The organism is Microlunatus sagamiharensis (genome assembly GCF_900105785.1).
Classification (GTDB): Bacteria; Actinomycetota; Actinomycetes; order Propionibacteriales; family Propionibacteriaceae; genus Microlunatus; species Microlunatus sagamiharensis.
On record NZ_LT629799.1, the window covers coordinates 354,565 to 375,275 of the forward strand.

General features: G+C 66.0%; 12 protein-coding genes. 6 read left to right on the forward strand and 6 right to left on the reverse strand.

Annotated elements, in window-relative coordinates:
- Positions 1–884: 884 nt before the first annotated feature.
- The 6 genes from BLU42_RS21240 to BLU42_RS01630 form a co-directional block, all read right to left on the reverse strand.
- Positions 885–1,082 (reverse strand): hypothetical protein, encoded by a 198-nt coding sequence (locus tag BLU42_RS21240; protein ID WP_231918392.1) that lies wholly within the window; start codon positions 1,080–1,082, stop codon positions 885–887.
- Between the two features lie 200 nt (positions 1,083–1,282).
- On the reverse strand, positions 1,283–4,363 hold the full coding sequence (locus BLU42_RS01610) for a type III restriction-modification system endonuclease (RefSeq protein ID WP_091072792.1): 3,081 nt from the start codon (positions 4,361–4,363) through the stop codon (positions 1,283–1,285).
- A 4-nt stretch (positions 4,364–4,367) separates the two neighbouring features.
- Positions 4,368–6,332 carry a site-specific DNA-methyltransferase gene (locus BLU42_RS01615; protein WP_172825728.1) on the reverse strand — a complete coding sequence of 655 codons (1,965 nt, stop codon included), beginning with the start codon at positions 6,330–6,332 and terminating at the stop codon, positions 4,368–4,370.
- A gap of 2 nt (positions 6,333–6,334) precedes the next feature.
- Positions 6,335–7,042, reverse strand: a complete 708-nt coding sequence (locus tag BLU42_RS01620) for a DUF4391 domain-containing protein (protein ID WP_157719715.1) — start codon at positions 7,040–7,042, stop codon at positions 6,335–6,337.
- Entirely contained in the window at positions 7,026–10,292 is a 3,267-nt protein-coding gene (locus BLU42_RS01625) for a helicase-related protein (RefSeq protein ID WP_091072796.1), read from the reverse strand. The genes BLU42_RS01620 and BLU42_RS01625 overlap by 17 nt, the downstream gene beginning before the upstream one ends.
- Complete coding sequence (locus BLU42_RS01630) at positions 10,292–10,498, reverse strand: MerR family transcriptional regulator (RefSeq protein WP_091072798.1); 207 nt, start codon at positions 10,496–10,498, stop codon at positions 10,292–10,294. Before BLU42_RS01630 ends, BLU42_RS01625 begins: the two co-directional genes overlap by 1 nt.
- A 299-nt stretch (positions 10,499–10,797) precedes the next feature.
- On the opposite strand from BLU42_RS01630, the gene BLU42_RS01635 reads away from it, so the two are divergent.
- From BLU42_RS01635 to BLU42_RS01660, 6 genes are all read left to right on the forward strand, one after another.
- Entirely contained in the window at positions 10,798–13,815 is a 3,018-nt protein-coding gene (locus BLU42_RS01635; RefSeq protein WP_231918393.1) for a PD-(D/E)XK nuclease family protein, read from the forward strand.
- A complete protein-coding gene (locus tag BLU42_RS01640; RefSeq protein ID WP_231918394.1) occupies positions 13,812–17,072 on the forward strand; it encodes a UvrD-helicase domain-containing protein in 3,261 nt (1,086 codons plus the stop codon). Before BLU42_RS01635 ends, BLU42_RS01640 begins: the two co-directional genes overlap by 4 nt.
- A 79-nt stretch (positions 17,073–17,151) precedes the next feature.
- Entirely contained in the window at positions 17,152–17,589 is a 438-nt protein-coding gene (locus BLU42_RS01645; RefSeq protein ID WP_091072800.1) for a hypothetical protein, read from the forward strand.
- 18 nt (positions 17,590–17,607) lie between these two features.
- Positions 17,608–18,174 (forward strand): hypothetical protein, encoded by a 567-nt coding sequence (locus BLU42_RS01650; protein WP_091072803.1) that lies wholly within the window; start codon positions 17,608–17,610, stop codon positions 18,172–18,174.
- Entirely contained in the window at positions 18,171–19,652 is a 1,482-nt protein-coding gene (locus tag BLU42_RS01655; RefSeq protein ID WP_091072805.1) for an SIR2 family protein, read from the forward strand. Before BLU42_RS01650 ends, BLU42_RS01655 begins: the two co-directional genes overlap by 4 nt.
- Before the next feature lie 237 nt (positions 19,653–19,889).
- Complete coding sequence (locus BLU42_RS01660) at positions 19,890–20,564, forward strand: hypothetical protein (RefSeq protein WP_091072807.1); 675 nt, start codon at positions 19,890–19,892, stop codon at positions 20,562–20,564.
- The last annotated feature ends 147 nt before the right edge of the window (positions 20,565–20,711 follow it).

Consider the following 20,711-nt stretch of genomic DNA (forward strand, 5'->3'; position numbering starts at 1 on the left):
GCGGCAGGCGCCGATGACGCGGGCGGCAGATCGCGCAGGTCGCCTCGACCTCGATTTGGGCGTTCGAGGTGAACGGACTGTCGAAATGTGCGCCGCTGCTTCACGCTGGTGCAGGCCGGTTCCGGTGGGCAGGACCCGGCGGGCCTGGTAAGGCGGATCATGGGCCGCGGCCCGCGGCCCGCGGCCGCGGTGCAGTGCAGCCGTTGTTGGACCCGGCGCCGGCGCTGGTCGACGGCGCCACCGGCTAGGCGAACTACGTGACGAGGACCATCACCGCGATCGAGTCGGGGTAGCCGTTCGCTGGTGGCCGTCTAGAAGCTGGTGAACCCGTGCATAACGATGACCTCCACTCGGTCGCGACAGGCTTAGCTTGGCACGGCGAGCCAAGCGGCGAGGGCCCGCTCGAGCGGCCCTCGACCATTCGAGCAGCCGGGACAGTGCCGGCACGGACGGCGTTCGAATGGACGATCAAAGCGACGTACGAGTCGCGGCAGTGGGTGGGGCGCCACAAGTGCTCGTCGACGCCGCGGGTGGTGACGGCGTCGAACCGGGGCGGTCGGCGATCAGTACCTGCCGGCCCTCATCAAGGACGGCCCGGTTCGAGCTCGCCCACGACGTGCCCAGCGCCTGGCCGGCGCACCTCTCGTTGAGGTGGAAGCAGGTGCCCGCCTGCAGCGCCCGACCTGACAGCTTCGCCTTTCGACTCCGCCGCCGCAGTCTTGTATTGGCGCCACACGTGCCCGCAGCCGGTACAGGTATCGGGGCGGACCGTGATTAGCCGCATGGTCGGGCGCAGCCCAGCCGCTCGTGTGCACTGCCAAGGCACCGAGTCAGGCGGCACCCGCCCTCGCAACTGCATGAGCGACACCGCGGGTCGCTCCCGGTCAGCCGACAGGCCCGCACCGCCCGCTCCGGCTGCTGCCCGGCCACCTCCAAGCCAGCTCGTCTGGCCGACAGAACCTGACCAGATCAGGGCAGACGAAGGTCACGTCGAGCACGTCGAGCACGTCGAGCACGTCGAGCACGTCGAGCACGTCGAGGTCACCCAGATGGCAAATGTGCGAGTTTTCAGGCTTGCGCAACCTCGACGCCTACCTGCGACGACGCGTTGCGCCGCAGCGCCGCTGGCGCTGCACCTCAGCTGCGGAGATCACGTAGGTAATCTTCGGCAGCATGCCACTAGGATCCCGACCCTGAACCTGGCGGCATGCACTTCGAATCGGTGGCCTGCTTTTCCCACCTCAAGTACGAGAAGCTGACTTCGCGTTGTGCGAGCTGCCGCCTATCCCATGACGAGCTGCATCAGCTCGGTGTAGTCGGTGACGACGTCGTACTGGACGTCCGTGTCGAGCTTCCCATTGAGGGACGCGAAGAATTTGCGGGCGCATTCGATCTTGGCGTTTTCGACGCCCTTGATTTGAAGGCTTGACATCGAACCCTTGGTTTCGGCGACGAAGTAGACGTGCTTGATCTTCGTCGTGTCGTCGCGGAAGGCGATCGCCCAGTCGGGGTTGTAATTACCTACTGGGGTGGGGATGAAGAACCCGCGTGGCAGCTTCGAGTAGACGACGACCTCGTCGCTGACGTCGAGCTTCTCGACGAACGATCGCTCTACCTTTGAGTCGGTGACGACGTACTCGTAGACGCTCTTCTTGAGCTTGTCGCCTGCCTTCGACAGGTCCTGCGCGGTTTGGTTCTCGGTGAAGATCGAGGAGTCGTACCGGTTGTCGAGCGAGTCATAGGTGAGGTGCTCGACGATGACCGTCGCCTTCTGCTCCTTGATGAGGCGGGCGGCTTCGGTGATGAACTGCTCGGGGTTCTGCTTGAACTTCGCGAACGTGCTCGGGTTGATGCTCGTGAGGATCGTGGCGCAGGTTCGGCGAGTGAGCTGTGCCTTCTCGGCGATCTCACCGAGCAGGTCGTACTTGACGGTGGAAGCCGCCGATACCGCCGAGTGCTCGACCTTGGTCTCCGAGACCTTGAACCCCGTGCCAGCTTCAAGCTGCTCGACTTCGAGGCCGACGACCTGCTTTCCTGTCTCAACAAGGTACTGCATAACGGTGACAGTGAGGGCCTTGTCGAGCGCGCGGACGCAGTTCGCGATCAGCTCGGCTGAATCGAACTCGACTCGGTAGATGGCCTTATGGTTGATGCGGCCCCACAGCTCCTGGAACTCACGCTTCTTGAAGTTGGCCTCGTTGAACGGGATCTTCTTCGGCTTGCGGCCGTCGGCCGGCCTGGGGACGTCAAGGTAGAGCGCGTCCACGAGCGGCCAAGCGAAGTCGATGATCGGCTTGAGTGCCTCCGACGTCGGCGCGGCGAGGGTGCCGTCGGCGCGGGCGTCCTTGTACACCTGGGTGACGAAGCCGTCGTCGTCTACGTAGTTGTGGCGGATGAGGTGGTTGTACAGCGCCTGCGCGAGCGCCGTCTCCACCATGCTCGTCGAGCCGTCGGCAAGTTTGATCTGCTTGCCGGTGAAGTAGTCCGGGCTCGCCTTGCGCGGGCGGGCCGACAGCGATTCGATTACCTCCTTCTGGAGCGCGGTGACGAAGTCGGTGTAGGACTCGTCGGTGACGACGGTCAGTTCGTTGATGTCGTGCACGGTGACGGGGTTGTCCATCCGCTCCCCGTGCTGGTCGACCGACAAGCGAAGGCCGCGGCCGATCTCCTGCCGCCTCGTGGTGGTGTTGTCGCTCTTCTTGAGCATGCCCATCACGAACACGTTCGGATTGTCCCAGCCCTCGCGTAGCGCCGAGTGCGACCAAATAAATCTCACGGGCTCCTCGAAGGAGAGGAGCCGCTCCTTGTCCCTGAGGATCAGGTCGTAGGCGTCCACGTCGTCCGACTGGCCTGCGAAGTCACCCCGAGCGGCGATCTTGCCGTCGATCGCTCGCCCGGTCTTCTTGTCGATCGAGAAGTAGCCCTCGTGCGTCGACCGCACCAGGATCGCTTGGACGTGCTCGCGGTAGCGTTCTGTGGCCTCGTCGAGGTCGAGCTGGCTGAGGTAGTCGGTGAGCACCGCCTCGTACTCCTCCTCGAACACGCGGGCATACTCGCCGAGGGTGTCGTCTCGGTCGAAGTCGCGGTACTTGGCGACCTCGTCGATGAAGAACAGCGACAGCGTCTTGATGTCCTGCGCAAACAGCTCGCGTTCCTTGTCGAGGTGGGCGCGGATGACCTCGCGGATCTGCATGCGACGCTTCTGGTCCTCGGCCACGTCTTGAGTGACCTCGCCGGCTCCAATGATGTCGCCGTTGCTCAGTTCGACGACGTCGCGGTTCGCGTCGACGTCACGGATGAACAGGCCCTTGTACGCCTCGATGCCGCCGGAGACGGTGTGCAGGTTCATGCCCTGGCTCAGCCGCTTGACCTGCCGCCTGATGCCCTGCGCGGTCTGTACCTCCAGCTCGACGCGCGCCTTCGGGAAGTTCGCGCCCTTGCCGACCTCCAGCCCGTCCACGTACAGGTAGGCGGTGCTGCCAGCCAGGTGCTTCACGGTGATGCCACGCACCGCGATCTTCTTGACGAGCTTCTGGTTGTACGCGTCGACCGCGTCGAGGCGGTGCACCTTGGTGCGCTCGATCTTGTGGGTGGCCGAGTACCGCAGCGCGTACAGAGCGTTGAACAGTCCGAGCGCCTCGAGCGACTTCGACGGCTTCTTCGCGTCACCCTCGATCTTCTGTGGCTCGTCGATGATCAAGATCGGGCGGTTTGCGGCGATCACGTCGATAGGCTTGCGAGACTGGAAGTCGTCGAGCACCTCGTAGATGCGGCGGGCGTCCTTGCCGGTGGCGTTGAAGGCCTGGATATTGATGATCATCACCTGCACGCCCGCATCGGATGAGAACCGCTCCAACTCGTGTAAGCGCGCAGAGTTGTAGACGAAGGTACGTGGCTTGGTGCCGTACATCTGCTGGAAGTGCTCGGAGGTGATGTCGAACGACTTCTTCACGCCCTCGCGAATAGCGATCGATGGCACGACCACGATGTACTTCGACCACCCGTAGCGCTTGTGTAACTCCATGATGGTCTTGATGTAGACGTAGGTCTTACCCGTGCCGGTCTCCATCTCGATGTCGAGATTGATTGGGGCGACAGACTTCTTGACAGGGTCCTTGAGACTCTTCGACAACTCCAGACCTCGCGCCCGCTGCACCTGGTGCACGTTCGTCGTGAGCTGCGGCGGCGTCAGCGCGATCTCCGCGTTACGCAGGCCCGCGTCCTCCATCATGGTCTGCGCCGCCTCCTTGCCGGGGTCGATGCGGTACTTCACCCCGTCGGCGAACGGCTGCCCGATGAACACGTCGACGACGGCATCGACGGCCTCGGTCTGGTACTGCTGGACCTTGAACTGAAGCTTCATCGGCTCAGATAGCCTTTACGTCGGTCTCGGGCGACACCTCGCGGAAGATCTGCTCGGCATTGATGCGCGCCGCATCGGTGGCGAAGCCCGCGTCGAGGAACACAGCGCGCAGCGGGTGGCGGGTAGCGATCTCCCTCACCACGGCGTCCGTCACCTTCTCGGCAAAGCACGCAATCAAAGCGCCATCGGCGACCGAAAGCACCCGTCGGGCAGCAACGTCCTCAACCGCGATCGGCTCGCCGAGGTCGAGCCCCCAGTCGAGCAGCACTTGGAAGAGCAGGTCCTCGTCGGTGCGGTCGGGCTTTACGCTGCCGACAGCCTCGGATAGTGCAGCCTGCACTAGGTCGTCCGCGGTCGTGAGCGTGTCAGCCATGTTGGTCGTCGCCACGCGTAGCGATCGGAAGCCGACGTCAAGATCAGCACCCTCCAGGCCCGTCTCCCGCTGCACCTGTGCACCGGCGCGGCGCAGGCGCTCACGAGCGACGTCGGCGATCGTGTCGTAGTCCGGGTGTCTGACCGCCTCATCAAGCTGGACGAGGATGTATCGGCGATGTCCGCCATCTGCCGCATTGAGACTCATAACGGCGTGGCCAGTCGAACCAGAGCCCGCGAAGAAGTCGAGGACAACGGCGTCCTTCTCCGCACCGGTGACGAGACGGAGCCAACGCGCAAGTACACGCCGATCCTTGGGATTCTCGAAGGCGATCTCGCCCATGAGATTGCGCATGTCGGTGCTCGCGGCCTTGCGGTCCTGCTCGAATACCGAGATCGCGACCTGCTCGCTCGTCTCGTCAAGGAAGGAGATTCCACGAGGTATCGCCGTTTCGTCCGAGCCGAACCAGATTTGGCCAGCCGCCATCCTGCGATCCATCTCGTCCTTTTGAAAGCGCCAGCCAGTCTTAGGCAGCGATACCGGTTCTCGCGTCGTCGGATGCAGAACCTCGTACGTGGGTCCGCCTCGGCCAGGCCACGTGATGTTGCCGTAGGTGTTCATCGGTCGTCCGGTTTCGGACTGGAGCTGGTCGTACCGCGCCACCGAGTCGGTGATCTCGCCGGCGGTCTTCTTGCTCTTAAGCCAGGCCTTCCACTGGAGCGAAGCCTCCGCTTCGCTCTGACGGGTCGACCATATGGAGGCGGCTTTCGTCAACGCCGCATCGAGCCCAACCTTGGGCTCGCGCCACCGCACACCGAGTTCGCTGAGGTGCATCTCGTTCCTCGCGTAGATCAGCATGTAATCGGCCCCGTTGGAAACGTAGCGGGAATCGTTCTTACGGCCGCCCTGCCAGACGACATCTGAGATGAAGTTCTCGGGGCCGAAGACCTGATCGAGGAGTAGGCGGAGGTTAGCGTGCTCGTCGTCTCCGATCGAAGCTACGATGATGCCGTCGTCGGTCAGCAGGCCACGCGCCAGCTTCAGCCGTGGGTACATCATGCTGAGCCAGTCGGAGTGGAAGCGCCCGTTCGCCTCGGTATTCGCGACGAGGCGGTCCCCAGTCTCCGACTTCTGGCCCGAGCGAGTGAGGTAGTCGGCGCTCGATTCAGCGAAGTCATCCTCGTAGACGAAGTCGTTGCCAGTGTTGTATGGCGGGTCGATGTAGATGACCTTGATCTTGCCGAGGAAGGACTCCTGAAGAAGTTTTAGTGCGTCGAGGTTGTCGCCCTCGATGAAGAGGTTCTTGGTGGTATCGAAGTCGACGGACTCCTCGCGCATCGGGCGCAGCGTCTTGGCGATTGGCGCATTGGCGGCGAAGGCCGCGGCGCGCTTTCCGGGCCAGTCAAGTTGGTAGCGCTCCTGGGGGCCCTCGACGACGTGATCAGAGAGCTCCTGGCGGAGGGCATCGAAGTCGACCGCCCGGGCCGGGTTCCCGTCGGCGTCGAGGGTCTCAGTAACGACAGTGGGGAACAGTTCGGCGATCTGCTCGATGTTGCGCTGAGTCAGGTCCGGTGAGTGCATCTTGAGCTTGTCCACGGTCATTCCTTGTTGTTCGGTACGGGGTCGGTCAGCTCGGTGAGCACGGCGGCGCGTTCCTTGATCTGCCTGCGGATCTCGATCTTGCGATTCAGCTGGGGTTCGGCGCGCAGCTTCTTTTCCAGCGCGGCGACCTCGCGAATGAGCTTGCGAGCACGTCCCATCCTGTCGAGGGCGTCCGACAGTTCCTCGGCCGGCCTGATGGGGTGCGGGAGCAGGCGTCCCAGAAGTTGGCTGTACAGGCCGTCCATGTTGAGGGCGGCGGGCAGCGGGTCACGCGATTGGTCAGAGTCGATCCAGCCAGTGCGGAAGTAGTCAGTGCCCTTGGCCTTGCCGTCGGCACGCTTGTAGGCCGCAGCCATCACCTGCTCCATCCACAGACCGTCCTCGCGCCGCAGCTCGAAGATGATCTGGCTCGGGATCGCCTTGTCGATGGATGCGAGCACGGAGTTGTCGAGGCTCGAGCCCTTCAAGTCGAGGACGAAGACTTGGATCTCGGTGACGGTCTCGCTGGGCGCCAGACGTAACGACTCCTCGCCGAGCTTGTAGGCCCAGCGAACACGCTGGACCTCGTCGACGAACCGTTGCCTGAGAGCCGTGCCGGCGCTGGCCTCGGTGTACAGGCGCTCCTTCGGAATGACCCGGTCCACCTTCGCCGCCTCGGGCCACTGAATCAGGTTGGTTCCGACATGCTCAACCACCGAGGTCACCGCCCTCGGGCTCGACAATGACGAGGAAGGCGATCAGCTCGAAGTCGTCCAGTCCTTCGAAGCTCTGCTGTAGCGCGGTGGTCTTTGGTCCTGAGAAGAGGCTGTCGATGTCGCGCTGCTGGGTGACGTCGATGAGGGAGTTGATGGCCCCGCTGAGCAGGTTGGAGTAGACGCCCATCTCGGCGCCTTCGCTCGTCAGCTGGTTGAAGACGCGATACGCGGCAGGGATCGGTTCATGCGCACCTTGGCAGCTCGCCCGGATCAGATCGAGGAGCTGCTTGACCTCGGTGTGGTCGGTGACCACATTACCGTCGTTGTCGAGATAGATCAGATAGTGCGGGTGCAGGCGATTGTGGCGGTTGATCTTCGTCTGCTCGTCGACACTGCGCAGCGCGAAGATCACACCGGGACGAAGGCCGAGTTCGGCATCGGCGGCAACGGCCGCGTGGAGGCCCTTGGGCGAGGAGGCGAGATCGCCGTACTGCTCCATGTACTTGAGCAGGTCCATGCGGAAGTCGTTGAGCCCGAGATCGGTGATCGAGACGCCCGTGCGGACGTCCTCAAGCTCGACGACCTCGTCCTGAAGGCGGCGGAGTTGCTCCTTGCGGAACTTGGTGTCGTTGGATTCTTGAGTGAGGAGGTTGTCGTCGGCGGTGGCTGCGAGGTCGGCGATCACCATACGGTTCTCGACCCGCTCCTTGAGGTGGATGTACTCGTCGAGGCTGATATCAGGCCAGAAGTTGACCATCTGGATCACGGAGTTCTTCGACCCGATGCGGTCGACGCGCCCGAAGCGCTGGATGATCCGCACCGGGTTCCAATGGATGTCGTAGTTGACGACGTAGTCGCAGTCCTGGAGGTTCTGACCTTCTGAGATGCAGTCCGTGCCGATCAACAGGTCGATCTCGCCGCGCTCGTCCGGGAAGACGACCGCCTTGTCCTTCGAGCCGGGAGAGAAGAACGTCAAGAGCTTTTGGAAGTCAAAGCCGTCGCCCAGGGTCGTCTTCGGGTGAGTCGCGCCGGTGACCAGACCGAGTTCGAGTGATCTTTCGGCGTGGACGGTCTGCTCCAGGTTGGCGTACAGGTAGCGGGCGGTGTCGGCGAACGCCGAGAAGAGCAGCACCTTCTTGTTGCCGCCGTTGAGTGGGTGCTCGATCTTGTCACTGATGATGCGTCGGACTCGCTGGAGCTTGCGGTCGTGTTCCGGAGTGATGAGGTCCATTGCTTCGGCGAGCTCGCGGATCGTCTCGCGGTCGTGCCACAGGTCGTTGCGCCAGGACGTGGTGTCCATGTCGTCAAGGTCAATCTGGTACTTCCTTCCGACCGACGGAGCGGTCGGGACCTCAAAGTCGTCGTCCTCGGCCTGTATATCACCGAACTCCGCGCCGATGTCGGCGATCCTGCCGCCCTTGTCATCCAGGTCACGGAGCGCGTGGTCGACTGCGGCTTCGACTTTGCGCAAGGTGATGCGGAACGCCTCGACAGAGCTCTCCAAACGCTTGAGCAGGTTGACTGTCATCAGGGTCTTAAGGCCCTGCTCGCGGCCGGTCATACCGAGGTTGCCCCGGGAAGTTCCGCCCTGGACGGCGTACATGTCGACGTACTTCTGCATCTTGCTGGGGAAGACGTATGACAGCGGGGTGTAGACCGCGAGGTTGAGTTCCTGGAGCTGCTCGAAGATCTCGTTGAACCTTGGCGCATGCGGGAGGTCGGTGAGTGGCTCACGAATCGACTTCGGCGGGAGGCGGCTCGGGAAAGCCCCGACTTCGGCCGTGTCGTAGAACGACTGGATGTGCTTGCGGGAGCGGGCGATGGTGACAGCGTCGAGGAGCTCGAAGAAGTCGAAGTCCAGCATCCGTAGGACAGCTCCGGTCGTGCGCTCCTCGGCGGGGAGCTCGGACCACCTCTTGAAGGCAACCTGGGCTTCGCGGAAGACCTGCTCGATCGACTTGTCGATGTCGAGCTTTGCCGAGAGCTGCTCAGATTCGCCTTCGTAAGCAAGCTGGAGTTGATTCTTGAGGTCGTTGAAGCGGTTGTTCACAGGGGTGGCCGACAGCATGAGGACTTTAGTCTTCACCCCGCTTCGAATCACCTTGCGCATGAGCCGCTGGTAGCGGCTCTCCTTCTCTTCGGCGTAGTCGGCGTTGCGGAAGTTGTGAGATTCGTCGATGACGATGAGGTCGAAATTGCCCCAACTCACCTTGCTCAGGTCGAGCCGGCCGGAGTAGCCCCTGTCCCGGGACAGATCGGTGTGGGCGAGGACGTGGTAACTAAACCGGTCGTTGGAGAACGGGTTGGTGACGTAAGGACTATTGTAGGTGGTCCAGTTGTCTTCGAGCTTTTTCGGCGCGAGGACCAGGACCGACTTGTTGCGGCTCTCGTAGTACTTGATGACTGCGAGCGCTGTGAAGGTCTTCCCGAGGCCGACGCTATCAGCGAGGATGCAGCCGTTGTAGGTTTCCAGCTTGTTGATGATGCCCACCGCGGCGTCGCGCTGGAAGTTGTACAGCCGCTTCCAGATATCCGAATCACGCCAGCCGGTGAGGTCGTCGGGAAGCACGTCCTCGCTGATGTCCTCGAGAAACTCCGAGAACAGGTTGTAGAGGATCAGGAAGTAGATCCGCTCGGGGCTGTTCTCGGCGTACACGCTCGCGATGTGCTCATGGACGAGTCGGGTGACGTCCTCGACCTGCCGAGGGCTCGACCAGATCTGGTCGAAGGTCTGGAGGTAGGCCGAGGCGAGGGGGGCCTCGTCGATCTTATTGACGAGGTTCGAGACCGCATCACCGCGCTCGTAGCCGAGATCGGCGGACGTGAAGCCGTGGAGGGGCATGTAGGCGGCACGGTCGTCGATGACCGCAAACTGTTGCATCGGCGCGCCGGTCTTGTTGGACTTGAACGTGACCTTGCGCTTGATCCAGTCGGCGCACTCCCGAGCAATTGAGCGCTGGGTCAGCTTGTTGCGCAGCCGGATCTCGAATTCTGTGCCGTAGAGGCTGGACTCTCGCTGGGCCTGCGGGATGTAGAACTCTCGGCGTTCCTTCTTGACCTTGTCGGTCGCTTGGCCGGCCACGAACGTCGGCGCGGTGAAGATGAACTCCAGCTCCTTGACGCCCTCCAGCTCCTTGCGGAGCGCCTCGAAGGCGTAGATCGAGAAGGTCGAGGCCGCGATGCGGAGCTTGGAGCCGCGAGTGAGCGAGATCTTGATGTCGTCGCCGAGCAACCGGTTGAGGTTGTCGATGATTTCCATCAGTCAGCCCCCTTCTTGGAGAGTTCCGACGTCTGGCTAGCGCCGTTGTTGCGCACCCGCTCGTCGAGCTCGGTGACCTTCAGCCTCCACAGGGATCCGAGCCGATGGGCGGGCGTGCGCTTCGTCGCAAGGCAGGTGTAGCTGCTGTGCTTGGTCAAGCGGAGACGCTCGGCGATCACGTCAGCAGCCACCAAGTGCTCGGTCACCGTCCGAACCCTAATCTCGACTGGGGCGTTTTCTGCGGGGTCCTGCCGTGTTGCTCCGTGTACCCAGGCCGCCAGGACTGGGCCGGCGGTCATCGAGGGGTCGGACCAGACCCAATACCTGGAGCGACGTGATCGAGGAGACCAACACGGACCCGCGCACATCCATCAGTCCCGGGCGGGTGCCTGTACCAAAGTCATATGACAGGCTTCACCGAACGACAAGCCACAGCAGGCTCGGGGCAAGCCAGGGGGCGGGTGTGCGAGTAGAGACGTGTGCCTACGGCGCAGACGCGCTCGACGTGCTGCGGAAGGCTGTGGCGCAGGCCAAGGCGGACGATCCGATGCGGCGGGTCACGATCCTCGTGCCGTCGAACCTCGCCGGTGTCGTGGCCAGGAGATCACTCGCGAGCGGTCTGAGGGCTGGCCACCCGGGCGTCGCAGCGCTCGAGATCAGCACCCTCGACCGGCTTGCCGAACGCTGGGCTGCGCCTCGCATGGACCAGCGGCGGCCCATCGCACCGTCTGCGCTGGCGGGCGCCTGGCGTACCGCGCTGCGTGATAAGCCGAGTCTGTTCGCCGACGTCGCCGAGCACCCCGCCACGGTTCAGGCGCTGGTTCAGGCTTACCGCTCGCTGCGTCACGTATCGACGGCCACCCTCGACCACCTGGCGGCCACCGGTGGGCTGACCCAGGAAGTCGTCCGCCTGCAGCAGGAGGTTGCCGGCCGCCTGGAGGACGGCTGGTACGACGAGGTCGACCTGCTCACCGCCGCCACCGGTGTCGTCCCGAGCCTGGATCTCGGCGCCGTGGTGCTCTATCTCCCGCAGGACTTCACCCCGGCACGGCGGGCATTCGTCGATGCTCTCGCTACCCAGGCGGATCTCACTGTTGTCGCAGGACGCACCGGTCATTCGCGCGCTGACCAGGCTGTCCTCTGGTCAGAGGCAGGCGTGGGCGAGGTAGAGGAGCCGCCGACCGCCACCACCGTGATCAACGCGTCCGACGCCGACGACGAGATCAAGATGGTCGTGCGGCAGGTTGTCGAGCGGCTGAAGGCGACGCCTGCGCACCGTGTCGCCGTTCTGTACCCGGCTCAGAAGCCGTACGCCCGACTGCTGCACGAGCACCTGAAGGTTGCGGGGATCACCGTCAACGGGCCCGGCCCTCGGAGCGTCCGTGACCGGGCACTGTCACGGGTGGCGCTGGGCCTGCTGGGTCTGGCTGAGGGCGACGTGCCGCGTGCAGATCTGTTCCACGCGCTCGCTGGCACGCCCGTCAAGGACTTCGAGGGTAATCGGATCCCGCTGTCGCGATGGGAGCGAACCTCGCGGAGCGCTGGCGTCGTCCGTGGGGAGGACTGGACGCTGCGGCTCGATCGACTGATCGAGATCGAAGCCGCCGAGATCGCTAGCCAGGAGAGTTCCGCCGACCTGGACGAGGCGCGGATCGAGTACAGCCGGCGCGCCATCACGGCGGCGACGGGCCTGGCTGCCTTCGCGGCCGAGCTCCGCGGACGGCTGGCCCGGGCGAGCCGGATGACGTCTTGGGCAGAGCTGGCCGGATGGGCGACGGAACTGTTCGAGACGTTGCTGGTCGGCTTCACCGACGCCGACCGCCTACCCGTTGAGGAGCAGTACGCCGCAGCGGTCCTGCGCTCGACGCTTAGCGCCGTGGCTGGTCTGGATGCCGTGGACCCGGACGCTTCGCTGACCGGGTTCCGCGAGGCTCTCGACGTCGCGCTGACCGCTGCACTGCCGCGGATCGGGCGGTTCGGTGACGGGGTCTACGTCGGACCGCTCGCCACGGCCGTCGGGCTCGACCTCGACACGGTCTTCGTTGTCGGGCTGAGCGAAGACCTGTGTCCTGGTCGGCTGCACGAGGACGCGCTGCTGCCCGACTACGTCCGGGAACTCACGGGCGGAGAGCTGCCGACGTCGCGCGACCAGGTCGACCAGCTGCACCGCCAGGTGCTCGCCGCCTTCGCCTCCGCGCCCGAGGTTGTCGCGTCGTTCCCGCGCGGAGATCTGCGGCGCTCGGCCGTCCGCCTGCCGAGCCGCTTCCTGCTGCCGACGCTGCGGCGGTTGGCGAACGACCCCGCCCTGCCGGCGACCGAGTGGGAGCGAGCGGACTACGGCGAGGCGATGGTGACCTCCGGTTCGTTTGCTGGCGAGTTGCTGACGACAGCGGCCCTGAGCAACGAGCAGGAGTGGCGTACCCGGCAGGCGGCCTCAGGTGCTGGCCTGGACGATGGCGTCATCGAAGCGGCGCGAGCGTTGCTTGATGCCCGAGCCAGCCATGTGTTTACTCGGTTCGACGGCAATCTCTCTGGGGCCGAAGGACTGCCGAACTACGCCCTAGGGGAACTGGCCGTCTCGCCCACGGCCCTGGAGTCGTACGCCGACTGCCCGCACGCCTTCTTCGTCCGACGGCTGCTGCGGGTCGAACCGATCGAGCAGCCGGAGGACATCGTGATCATCTCTCCGGCTCAGATCGGCACGTTCATGCACGAGATGATCGATCGGCTGGTCCGTGAGGGCGGGATCGAGCTGCCCGGTCACGGCGAGCCGTGGACGCCGGCCCACTACGCCCGGCTCGAGGAGCTGGCGAGCAGCGCGGCGGAGGATCTGGAGCGGCAGGGCGTGACGGGTCATCCGCGGCTGTGGCAGGGGGAGCGGCAGCGGATCCTTGCCGACCTCGGCGCGATGCTGAAGACGGACGCCGCTTGGCGCTCCGAGCAGAAGGTACGCATCCGCGCGAGCGAGCTGAGCTTTGGGTTCGGGGACCAGCCGGCGGCGCAGGTCATCGTTCCCGGCGGGACCGTGGCCATGCGCGGCAGTGCCGACCTCGTCGACGACCGGTCCGACGGGAGCCTGGTCGTGATCGACATCAAGACCGGAGGTCCCTCCCGTTTTCTCGAGATCAACAAAGACCCCTTTGTCGGCGGTACCAAGCTGCAGCTGCCGGTCTACGCGCTCGCGGCGCGGGCCCGGTTGGGCGGACCGACCACCCCGGTCAGCGCCCACTACTGGTTCGTCCGCAAGGACCGCGGCCGCCGGATCGCCGTGGACCTCACGCCCGAGACCGAGCAGGCGTACGGCGAGGTCGTCGGCACCCTGGTCGCTGGCGTCGCGGCCGGTCTGTTCCCGCCTCGAGCGCCCGAGCAGCCCGACTTCGCCTGGGTGCAGTGCCCCTACTGCAACCCTGACGGGATGGGCTACGGCGAGCTGCGGGAGGACTGGCACCGCAAGCGCGGAGCGTCCGAACTACGGGAGCTGCTGGCGTTGGTCGAGCCTGCGTCCGACCAGGTGCCTTCGTGACCGCGCCTCTGGCGGACGCCAGCGCCCGGCAGCGTGTGTGCACCGAGACCGGGTCGACCCTGTTCGTCAACGCTGGTGCGGGTTCGGGCAAGACGTCGGCGCTGGTCGACCGGGTGCTCCGGCTCGTGCTGCATGACCACGTCCCGCTGCGCCACGTCGCGGCGGTGACCTTCACCGACAAGGCGGGCGCCGAGCTGCGGGACCGGCTCCGGGTGGCGTTCGAGCGAGCCGTGATGCAGGGCGACGGCACGGAGGAAGCAGCACGCGAGGCGCTCGACGACCTCGACCCGGCGCCGATCGGAACATTGCACGCGTTCGCACAGCGGCTGCTCTCCGAGCACCCCATCGAGGCCCGGCTCCCTCCTCAGATCGAGGTGCTGGACGAGATCGGGTCGGCCGTCGCGTTCGAGGACCGCTGGTCGGGGATCCGCGGCGAGCTGCTGGACGACGAGACGATGGCGCAACCGCTGCTGCTGGGGATGGCCGTCGGCGTCACCCTTGACCAGCTGCGCTCGCTGGCGCTCCTGCTGGGCAACGACTGGGACCTGCTCGAGGAACGCATTCTGCGCGCACCCGTAGAGGAGGTCGCGGCACCCGACCTGACGGACTTTCGCCGCAAGGCCGAGGTCGTTCTCGACCTGCGAGAGCAGTGCCGAAACGACAGCGACAAGCTGCTGCCGAAGTTGGGCGACCTCGCTGCTCAGCTGGCACAAATTGAGGCGGCGCCGGATGCCGAGACCGCGTTGATGGTGCTGCGGGAGACGAGCGAACTCAAGCCGACCCTAGGGCAGGCAAAGAACTGGTCCGTTCCGGTCGCTGGTGTGCGTGCTGAGCTAGGCGAGGTTGTGAGCGAGGCGACGCTAATCCTGAGTCGGGTCCGAGACGCTTGCTTGCGCAGGCTGGCCGAGTGGCTTGCGGTCCGAGTCCTAGCGGCCGCCGAAACGCGACGGGCCGAGAGCCGCCTGGAGTTCCACGACCTGCTCGTGCTGGCCCGGGACCTTCTCCGCTCCAGCCCGGCGGCGCGCCGTGGGCTGCACCAGCGCTACCAGCGGCTGCTTCTAGACGAGTTCCAGGACACCGACCCCATCCAGATCGAGCTGGCCGTACGTATCGCCGCTGGCGAGACGGCGGACGCGGAGGACTGGCACGACATCCCCGTGCCGCCCGGTCGCCTGTTCGTGGTCGGCGATCCCAAGCAGTCGATCTACCGCTTCCGGCGGGCCTCCATCGCCACCTACCTCGATGCCGCGCAGCACCTCGGCGAGGAGGTCAGCCTGACCACGAACTTCCGCAGCGTCGCGCCGGTGCTCGACTGGGTGAACACGGTGTTTGGCAACCTGATCCAGGCGGTCGACGGCGGTCAGCCGCCGTACGCCGCCCTGGACCAGCACCGTCAGCAGTGGGAGCGTGGGCCGGGCGTCACCGTGCTCGGTCGAGACGTGCACCTGGACCTTCCCTCGCGCGGTGGGGCCGACGAGCTCCGCGCCCGCGAGGCGGCGGACGTGGCGGCGGTCGTGCAGCATGCGCTGGTCGACGGCTGGCAGGTGACGGATCCGGTGACCAAGGAGCTGCGCGCAGCGCGGCCCGATGACATCGCAGTCCTGGTGCCGGCGCGTACATCGTTGCCGTTCCTGGAGGACGCGTTCACCGCCGGAGGGGTCGAGTACCGGGCGGAATCGAGTTCGCTGGTCTACCAGGCCGACGAGGTACGCAGCCTCTTGGCGTGCGCCCGCGCAGTCGCGGATCCCACGGACCAGCTGGCGCTCGTCCAGGTGCTGCGATCGTCGCTGTTCGGTTGCGGCGACGACGACCTGTGGCGCTGGAAGCATGCGGGGGGTGCGCTGAACCTGTACGCCGAGCTCGAGGACGAGGCGCTGTCGGCCGGGCCGGTGGGGACAGCGTTCCGCTACCTCAAGCGGCTGTCGTTCGACGCCCGGGCGATGCTGCCCAGCGAGCTGCTGGCGACCGTGGTCGCCGACCGCCGGATGTGGGAGGTGGCGGCCGGTCGCTCCCGGTCGCGAGACGCATGGCGCCGGCTCCGGTTCATCGTCGACCAGGCGCGGGCGTGGTCGGAAGTCGCGGCCGGTGGCGGCCTCCGGGAGTACGTCGCGTGGGCGTCCCACCAAGGTCAGGAGACACGCCGCGTCGCCGAGGCCGTGCTGCCGGAGAAGGACGCGGATGCCGTACGGATCATGACGATCCACGCGGCCAAGGGGCTCGAGTTCCCGATCGTGGTGCTGTCGGGGATGACGGCGCAGCAAAACCGGAGGCGCGGCGTGCAGCTGCTGTGGCCGCCCGAGGGCGGCTACGCGGTCAAGCTGTCCAAGGACGTGCAGGCCGGGGACTTCGACGCTGCTGCGCCGGTCGACGAGCAGATGGACCGGCTGGAGAAGCGACGGCTGCTCTACGTGGCCGCTACCCGCGCCCGAGACCACCTCGTGGTGTCGCTGCACCGGAAGGAGAAGGGCCCTGAGACGGCTGCTTCGCTTCTCGCGGAGGCCGGTGCCGGTACGGCGGCCCGGGCGGTCCCCTTCGAGCCGCCGGCAGCGGCGTCGCCGATGCCGAATCGGCCCGTGGCTACGGTCAGCCCGCCGCCAGAGTTCGACGAGTGGTGGCGAGGCGTGCTGTTGGCGCGCCGGTCCAGCGAGCGGCCGTCCGCCCAGAGCGCGTCCGGGCTGGAGGGCACCGAACCCGAGGTCGTCCTGGCTGCCTCGCCGCCTCCGGCGGGGTCGGCCAAGGGTGCTCGTGACCTGGAGCTGCCACCCTGGACCAAAGGTCGCTACGGGTCGGCCGTCGGACGGGCGGTCCACGCTGTGCTCCAGGTGGTGGCGCTCGACTCCTCCGACTCGGACATCGGTGTCGACCGAGCCGTCGCCGCTCAGTGCGTGGCGGAGGGTCTCCTCGGGCAGGAGCCGCTGGTCCGCGGTCTCGTGGGCTCAGCCCTGGCCTCGCCGCTGGTGCAACGGGCTGCGGCCCGGGAGCACTGGCGCGAGCAGTACGTGGGAACGCTGCAGGACGACGGAACTGTCCTTGAGGGCTACATCGACCTGGTCTTCCGCGATGACGACGCCACCCTGGTCGTCGTCGACTACAAGACCGACGCCATCCCCGCTGGCGCTCTCGCGTCCCGGGTGACCTATTACCGGCCGCAGATGGAGGCCTACGTCCAGTGCCTGACCGCGGCGACAGGGGCGACGGTGCGCGCCGAGCTGCTGTTCCTGCACCCCTCCGTCTCGGCAACTGCTGTTCCCGTCTGACGTGACAGCCCACGAGCCCACCTGGACGTACGGCGGGCTCTACGATGCGAGTTCGCGCGAGCCCTACCCCCGAGGACGCATGCCGTACAACACGATCGTCCGCAACGAGCCTTACGACGTCACGCCAGCGATGGAGGCGGCTCGGCTGAGTGCCCTCCGCGCCGTGCAGAAGCTGCTCGAGCCGGAACGAGGGCTGAGCGTCGCCCACCAGCGCGAGCTCTTGAGCGTCAGCCTCTGGAAGTGGACCGAGGCGGCCGGGGTGGCGCCTCACCCGAAGTTCAACGTCCGTTACGCGACGCCAGCGGCGCTCGACCAGGCAACTCCTGCGAAGGTCAACCACGAGCACGTCTGGCCGCGGAAGTGGATCATCGACCGGCTGCTCGAGTCCGGGAAGGTGTGGGCGGAGGACGACCTTCGCCGGTTCCTCGAGGAGCGCGGGGTCGCGTGCATCGTCACCGTCGAGGAGCACGCGAAGCTCGGTGTCCTCGGAGCTGGCGCGGAGGGCTGGGCGCGCTAGGCCAGCGCCGGGCTGCGCGTGCGCGACCTTGCCGGCGACGGATTCCTCGATCTGGACCAGCCGAACGCCTCGGTCGCCGTGACCGAGCCGGCGCTCACGGCGGTTGAGAAGTCAGTTGTGCTCGAGCCGGGGGAGGAGCTGGCGGCAGCCTCCTCGGAGGAGCCGGGCCTGTCCGTTGGTCAGGCGTTCGACAGGTTCAGCGGCACCTGTGCGCCGCTGCTCAAGCGCCTCCTGGAGACGGCTGACCTCGCCGGTGGCGTCGGCCTCGTGGGAAGCACCAAGCGCATGGACGCTTCGGTCGGTGCCTACGTCCGGGTGCATGACGCCACGCTTCCCGAGCAGACTCGCGCCGTCGCGTTCGTGCATTGGTCCGGGAAGGTGTCGCTGGGGCTGTCCTTCGACGAGCTGCCGGACGAGCTCACGCGTCGGTCAGAGGTTCACGCCCAGTCCCACAAGACGTACGGCGTCTCGTGCAAGGTCAGCGACGAAGCCTCGCTAGCGACTGCCGAGGAGCTGGTCGCCCTGGCGTTCGAGAAGGTGCGGGCAGACTTCGGCCCGGTCGACGAGGACGTGGACGAATCGTGAGCACGACGTTGGGACACGTCTTCGTCATCCAGAGCACGATCGGCAAGGTCGTCGCCGACGCGGCCATCGTTTCCACGGACAGCGTGTTCAAGGTCGAGAACCACTGGCGAGCCGCCCTCAGTGCTGGCGATTCGGATCGTCTCAAAGACCACCAGCCCGACGCCTGGGCGGATCGGGGCTGGGGACGAAGCAGCAAGGCGTCGTCCAACGTGTGGTTCGTCGACGTCACCGCAGCCAGAACCGGTGGCGGGGACGCCTTCGGGCGTCTGCGGCGAGCGCTGGACGACATCGCCTCGACGGGCTTGACGAGCACGATCCCCGGTCGCCCGCTACCCCTTGTCGTCCTCCCCGTCATTGGGACCAAGGGCGGTGGGTTCGACCGTCAGCGAGGTGGCCAGGTCAAGCGGCTGCTCGACACCTGTCGGACCTTCGTGGCCGATCACGCGATCGACATCGCTATCGTGACGCAGAACGACGCCACCTTGGCCGCCCTGCAGTACCGGCGGCTCGAGCAGCAACAGGACTTCTTCGGCGAGGTCGACCTGAAGCGCCCGGCGTCGATCGGGAAGCAGGCTCGCGAAGGGTCGCTGGCGCTGTTCATCGGCGCCGGGACCAGCATGCCGGCGGGAGCGCCGTCGTGGGACGGTCTTCTACAGGCACTGCTGCAGAAGACCAGCTTCGGTGCGGATGTACGGGCGGGGTTCGCTGACCTTTCAGCTCTCGATCAAGCTCAGCTGTTGCACACGAATCTCGGCGACGACATGGGTGCAGAGATCAAGGAGCGGGTCGAGAAGCTGGTCCCGGCCCTTGCTCATGCGCTGCTCGCGAACCTGCGGTGCGAGCAGGCCGTGACGACGAACTACGACCACCTCTACGAGCAGGCGATCGCTGCGACCGGCGCGCAGGCAGCGACGATCCTTCCGACCCAGGTCCCTCCGTCAGAGGGGCGCTGGTTGCTCAAGCTCCACGGCGACATTACAGACCCGAAGAGCATCGTGCTGACGCGGGCGCAGTTCGTCGACTTCGCCTCGGCGTCCGGTCCGGCCGGTGCAGTCGTGCAAGCGATCCTTCTGACCAAGCATCTGCTTATCGTCGGCGCGTCGATGAACGACGACAACGTGCTCCGCCTCATCTACGAGGTCGCCGCCTATCGGGAGCGGGTGTTCAACCGGCCCGACAAGCCGGAGGCTGCCGGCGGAGCCGCGCAGACCGGCTCCCACAGGTTCGGCACGATCCTTTCTCTGACTGACGACGCCGCCCGGGCGGCGCTTCACGCCCCGTACTTCGACTGGGCGGTCATGCCCGGCGACGGGATCGAGGGGCGCGCTCGTCAGCTGGAGGTATTCCTCGACGCCGTGGCGATGTTCGCCTCCACCGACCGCTCCTGGCTGCTGGACGACCGCTTCAGTGACCTGCTCGAGCCCGAGGATCACGAGCTCGTTCACGACGCGCGAGCTCGCGGCGAAGATCCGTCGTGAGTCGGGCAGTCGCGACGCCTGGCTTGCGCTCCTCGCTGCGCTGGAAGCCTTCGGCGAAAGGGTGGATTCCGAGCGTCCGCAGCGCCGGACCGACGGCGCGCCCGCAAGCGCTTCAGCAGACATACCGAGCGGTGACGGGGAGATCCTCCGACGTTGAGCAGGAGGGCGGAACGCGCTGCGCGCGACGACATCCGCGGTTCTGGCACCAGGCAGGGCGGTACCGGGCATGATCACGCTGTGGCCGACGCCAACCTGACCGAGCTCGTTCTTCGCCGGGTCCGAGACAAGCTGGGCGACCCGGACAACTGGAGGAGCCCGACGGGTTACCCCGACTCGCTCGCGCTCTGCATCATCGACTCGATCCAGTCCCTCGGCGTCCGCTACTCGACGGTGGAGCTCGTGGTCCGGCGCTACCGCGCTGCGCGCCCCGGGGCGGCGGACACCGATGGACCTAAGGAGCTGTTGAGCACCTTTGACGACGCCGGCGACGTCGACGACTGGGCACGAGACATCGGCACCAGGAACCGCACCTCGACCAAGCCTGGCGCGCCGCTCAAGGCGGCGGCCATCAAGACGGCGGCGTCGTTCCTCGATGAGGCAGGAGTCTCGAGTCCGGCTCAGCTACGAGCGCTCGATCCGGAGCAGCTTGCCGAGATCAAGACCGGTTGGCTCCGACTGCCAGCACAGCGGTCGGGGATCTCGTGGCGCTACTTCCTGATGCTGGCTGGGGTTCCCGGGGTCAAGGCGGACCGGATGATCTGCCGGTTCGTTCAGGACGCGACGGGCAAGCCCAAGCCACTGATCGCGCCCGCCGCGGCTGCTCGGGCCATCGAGGGCGCTGCTCTGCGCCTTGGTGTGTCGGCGACCACGCTCGACCATGCGATTTGGCGCTGGCAGTCAGGTCGTGCCTGAGTCCGTATGCCCGGAGGCTAAGTTGTACTCTCTGGCGCTGCACTAGTTCGATGGAGTCAACGCGATGAGGCGTGACTTCACCTTCAAGCCATCCTTTCCCTTGGGAAGGAATCCGTCAGGTCGACACACATCCGTGCTCGAGTGGCG